Source organism: Methylobacterium sp. E-046 (assembly GCF_022829625.1).
Classification (GTDB): domain Bacteria; phylum Pseudomonadota; class Alphaproteobacteria; order Rhizobiales; family Beijerinckiaceae; genus Methylobacterium; species Methylobacterium longum.
This window is the reverse complement of record NZ_JAKSYP010000294.1, coordinates 1-4,613: the sequence shown is the minus strand read 5'-3', so window position 1 is coordinate 4,613 and position 4,613 is coordinate 1. Positions and strand designations below refer to the sequence as shown.

Genomic DNA, 4,613 nt, shown 5'->3' with positions numbered 1-4,613 from the left:
GCATGAAGCGTGGGGTCTGCCCGACGATGTCGGACAGATCTCGCCCAACAAGCTGACCGAACGCGGCGTTGGCGTACAGGATGGTCGGCCCGGGCTGATCGACCACCGTATCGGTGACGACGATGCCGATGGCGGCGTCGTGCGCCAGTGCGCGAATGAGTTCGAGGGCTGTCATGGTACGGCAAGGCTTTGCATACGTTGGGCGTGGCGTCACTCCACCAAACGCATGGCCGACAGGCAGCGCCCGCAGCGACCATGTTCCCGGAAGCACGACCAGGGAACGAACCGCGATCGCCCGCGACAGCTACCTCAGCATCGAAAAGTAATTGTGTACAAACTTAACTTGAGTTATGAAACGTACATCTACTGAACTCGTGTTTCTAGCCCTAATGCCCCGCCAAATCCTTGCAGCCAACAATTTAAATTAACGGATCGCAGTCAGATTGCAGTTCGCGGAGCTTGCTATGCGATCTGTCTATACGTGCCTTACCCAGGCGCACGATCATCAGCTGATCCTGCTCGCTGCCGGGATCTGCGTCGTCGGCGTCTACGGCTCGTTCTCCGTCGCGACGCATGCGGCGCGCTCGGAAGGCCGATCCGCCACTCTCTGGGCTGGTGCCAGCATCGTAGCGGCAGGCTGCACCGCTTGGGCCACCCACATGATTGGGCTCCTGGCCTTCCAGCCGGGCATGCCCGCGGGCTTCGATCCCTACCTGACGGCCCTGTCGCTCCTAATCGCCATCGCGGGCATCGGGATCAGCGTCGCCCTCGCGATCGGTCAACGCAAGCGGGCCCATCGCTTCGTCATCGGTCTTCTCCTGGGCAGCAGCATCACGGCGCTGCACTACATCGGCGAGGCTTCCTACCTCGTCGCCGGTACCGTCACGTGGGATCCGTCCCTGCTGACCGTGTCCATACCGACGAGTCTGCTCATGTTCGGCGTGGCCATTGTCGTGACGGGCGAGCGCCGCCGCGATCTCCGACGCGCTGGAGCGCCGCTGTTGGTTGCTGCGATCGGCGTTTTGCATTTCTGCGGCATGACGGCCATGACGCTGACCTTTGATCCCGAGCGTTCGCTGCCGCCCCACGCTCTTGCGCCGGACGTCATCGCACCGGTCGTGGCGGGCGTGTCCTTCGGCCTCCTGGCGCTGGCCGTGGTCGGACTGCGCCTCACCCTGAATGCCCGGGCTCAAGCGCGCCGGGATCAGGAACGTCTGCGCGAGCTGGCAAACCTCGCGGTCGAGGGGCTCGCCGTGTGTGACGGCGACGTGATCACCACCGCCAATCGCAGCTTGGAACGCCTGTTGAGTGTGAACCCTGGGGAACTGAACGGCCGTCGCCTATCGGATCTGCTGCCCGGCCTCGCCGTCGCGGCACTTCCCGAGCGCGAGGAGCGGGAAGCCGAATTAGTCGGTGCCGATGGGCTGCGCGCACCGGTGCGCGTCCTGCGCAGCAAGGTCCCCCTCGGCAGCGGTCTTCAGACCGTGCTGGCAATCCGCGACCAGCGGGAGCGCCTGCAGACCGAGTCCAAGATGCGGACGCTGGCCTACTCGGACGCGCTGACCGGCTTGCCCAACCGCGCCCATTTCCATGATCTGCTCGCGCGTCACGCCGCCTCCGGCTCTGAGCAGGACCGGGCCTTCGCCGTCCTCGTCCTCGACCTCGACCGGTTCAAGCTGGTCAACGACACTCTCGGTCACGGCCTAGGCGATGCGCTGCTCCGCAAGACGGCCCAGCGTCTCCAAGCCGCGCTCGGCCCGCATGACATGGTCGCGCGCCTGGGCGGCGACGAGTTCGCGATCCTGCAGGTGGATCTGCCTGACCCGGAGGCCGTGCAGGTGCTCGCAGGCCGCATCGTCGAGCTGATCGGCCGCCCGTTCCTGATCGAGGGTCAGCTGGTCAATGTTGGCGCATCAGTTGGCGCCGCCCTCGCGCCAGTGGACGGCAGCGAGCCCAGCCAGCTCCTGCGCAACGCCGACTTGGCGCTCTACAAGGCCAAGGCCGACGGCAAGGGCACGTTCCGCCGCTTCGATCCCGCGCTGGACGCACGCATGCAGGCGCGGCGCAGTCTTGAGGCTGACCTGCGGCGCGCCATCGCGGTGCAGGAATTCGAGCTGCACTACCAGCCGCTGGTCGATGCCCGCTCCGGCCAGATCACAGCCGCGGAAGCGCTGGTGCGGTGGCGTCATCCGGAGCGTGGCCTCGTCTCGCCCGCCGATTTCATCCCGCTGGCCGAGGAGACCGGCCTCATCGGGCCGCTGGGCCAATGGGTTCTGCGCACGGCCTGCACTCAGGCAGCCTGCTGGCCTGCGCACATCCGAGTTGCCGTCAACCTCTCGCCCGCCCAGTTCCGGGACCTGCGGCTCGCCGACACCGTCAAGGCAGCACTCGCCGCGTCCGGCCTCGCCGCGGACCGTCTGGAACTGGAGATCACCGAGGGCGTGCTGCTGGCGGACGAGGAGCGGACGCTCGCTACATTGACCCGCCTGCGTGCGGCTGGGGTCAGCATCTCGATGGACGATTTCGGGACGGGCTACTCCTCGCTCAGCTACCTTCGCCGCTTCCCATTCGACAAGATCAAGGTCGACCAGTCCTTCGTGCGTCAGCTTCCGGGTGACGCGGAGAGCGCTGCCATCGTCCGGGCCATCATCACCATGGGGACGTGCCTCGGCATGGCGATCACGGTCGAGGGCGTCGAGACGGCGGAGCAGTTCGCGTTTACGACGGCGTCCGGCTGCGATCAGGTCCAGGGCTACCACGTGAGCCGCCCGCTTCCGGCGGCGGATTTCCTATCCTTCGTCGACGCCCGCGAGGCCGCATGAACCCGCAGGACGACGCGGATCTGTTCCGGCTTGTTTACCGCAGCCGATGCGCAATCGCAGGGAGCCCAGACGAGATCCGGCAGACCGTTGCGGCCCTGGTGGCCGCGTCGCAGCGCCGGAACGCCGAGGCCGGCATCACGGGCACCTTGCTGTTCACTGGAGTGTTCTTCGTGCAGGCGCTGGAGGGAGCGGCAGCTGGCGTGGAGGCGATCTTCGATCAGATCTGCTGCGATCTTCGCCACTCTGGTGTCGAGGTCGTCGAGTGTGGGCCGGTTTTGCAGCGCCTCTTCGGTGATGATCCGATGAGCTACCTCATGCCGGACGCGGGCTCCGGGGCATTGGTCGATCGGGTCGAGCATGACACCGAACTAGCTGATGCCGCTGCCGCTGCGATGAAATTGATGGTTGCCCTGATCCGGCCGGAACAGTGCAAAGGTGGTTCGACTCTGCAATCGGCAGCTTGAGTTTACCTGAGCACCCAATCGTGTGCGTCTCCGCATAGCAGTAGGTTAACCGGGACCTACCGGCGCTGCGTTCGTCATACCGTCCGGCTGCAGACCCTCACCGCATAGCTCTGCCGGTTCTACCGCCCGCGAGAATTCTCACGTGGTCGCTTTGGTCGAGGTCGCCCGCTGCCCCTCGGCAGCCCTTCATCGGGTCCGATGGCCTTGTTTTCCCCAGAACTGAAACCTCAGTAGGCGTGCTGGTTACGCTTTTGACCCCTCTCTCTTGAGAGGTGGGGCCGTGATGACTCTGCCCTTGCGAGGGGAGTAGCTGTTCGCGACCCGCTTTCCGGGCCAGCCGGATCCAGGCCTGCCATTCTGGGCTGATGACGCGGAGCACGTTCGTGTCGTTGCGGAAGCCGGTGATCTGGCGCTCCTCGACGGTCAGCAGGCCGAGCTGTCGGGCCTCGCGGATCGCGTTCTTGACCGTCGAGCGGCACACGCCCGCGACGGCGGCCATGTTCTCAATCGACAGGCGGCAATCCTTCCGGCGCGCAGTCTCGGCAGCCACCAAAGCCAACACAGCTTGCTCGGCCAGCGTGAACCGGGCGGCAATGGCCGGCGGGAGGCGTCCAGAGGCAGCCCAGCGGCGGCGACGCTCCATTGAGGCATCCGTGCGTGGCCGGGAGCCGACGCCGGGCCTCCTCGGTCTTTCTGCGCGATCTGATCCGTTCTTGATCGAATGGGACGCTTGAGGTGTGACCGTTGCCGGCTTGTTCGAACTCTGTCCCGAGATAGGTCCGCGCTGAGAGGTAGTTCGCGCCTCGATGAGAACAGACAGCGCCTCGGCCTCGGCCTCCGTGACCTTCCCGTCCCCATAGGCGCGCCAGAGCGCAGCCGTGACGGCCGGCAACGCGGCGCGCGGGGCCGCCTCCACCTGTCGGCGGATCTCATCGGCATAGGTCATCAATCCCGGTCCTTTTCGGACCGCGGCTGTGATCAAGGCACGACTTCATCGCTCCGGGAATTGGCGTTCCCGTTGACTCCCGGCGGGAGCTGTGGCTGATGGGGAATTGCATCTGGCCCCACCAGGCCACTTCGATTTCGCGGGCTCTCTGTTTGGCGACAGGGGCCCGTTAGTCGTTCCGGGGCCCAGGATCGGCGGGGGCGCTTCCCTGGAGGTTGCCGGCGATTCGCCAGGCGGGGTCCAGCCGGAACGTCCAAGGTCGCCGGGGCGGCACGGTAAAGTCACGGGTAGGCAGCTCCGGCACATTATTTTCGGCTGAAGCTGAAACCCCCTTGGCGCACCCAATAACAAGCCCTAACATTATTTAATGGAAAACGACGG

General features: G+C 65.6%; 4 protein-coding genes. 2 read left to right on the top strand and 2 right to left on the bottom strand.

Translation table 11 applies throughout. From position 1 onward, the window contains the following. The coding region (locus MKK82_RS34505) for a PAS domain-containing protein (protein WP_409566843.1) at window positions 1-175 on the bottom strand (175 nt) is incomplete at its 3' end. A gap of 289 nt (window positions 176-464) precedes the next feature. On the opposite strand from MKK82_RS34505, the gene MKK82_RS33625 reads away from it, so the two are divergent. Both MKK82_RS33625 and MKK82_RS33620 read left to right on the top strand, forming a co-directional pair. Further along, a complete protein-coding gene (locus MKK82_RS33625; protein WP_243988073.1) occupies window positions 465-2,822 on the top strand; it encodes an EAL domain-containing protein in 2,358 nt (785 codons plus the stop codon). Beyond that, window positions 2,819-3,286 (top strand): BLUF domain-containing protein, encoded by a 468-nt coding sequence (locus tag MKK82_RS33620; RefSeq protein WP_243988072.1) that lies wholly within the window; start codon window positions 2,819-2,821, stop codon window positions 3,284-3,286. Before MKK82_RS33625 ends, MKK82_RS33620 begins: the two co-directional genes overlap by 4 nt. Window positions 3,287-3,383: 97 nt before the next feature. On the opposite strand, the gene MKK82_RS33615 is transcribed toward MKK82_RS33620, so the two are convergent. Further along, entirely contained in the window at window positions 3,384-4,232 is an 849-nt protein-coding gene (locus MKK82_RS33615) for a helix-turn-helix domain-containing protein (RefSeq protein ID WP_243988071.1), read from the bottom strand. Window positions 4,233-4,613: the final 381 nt, after the last annotated feature.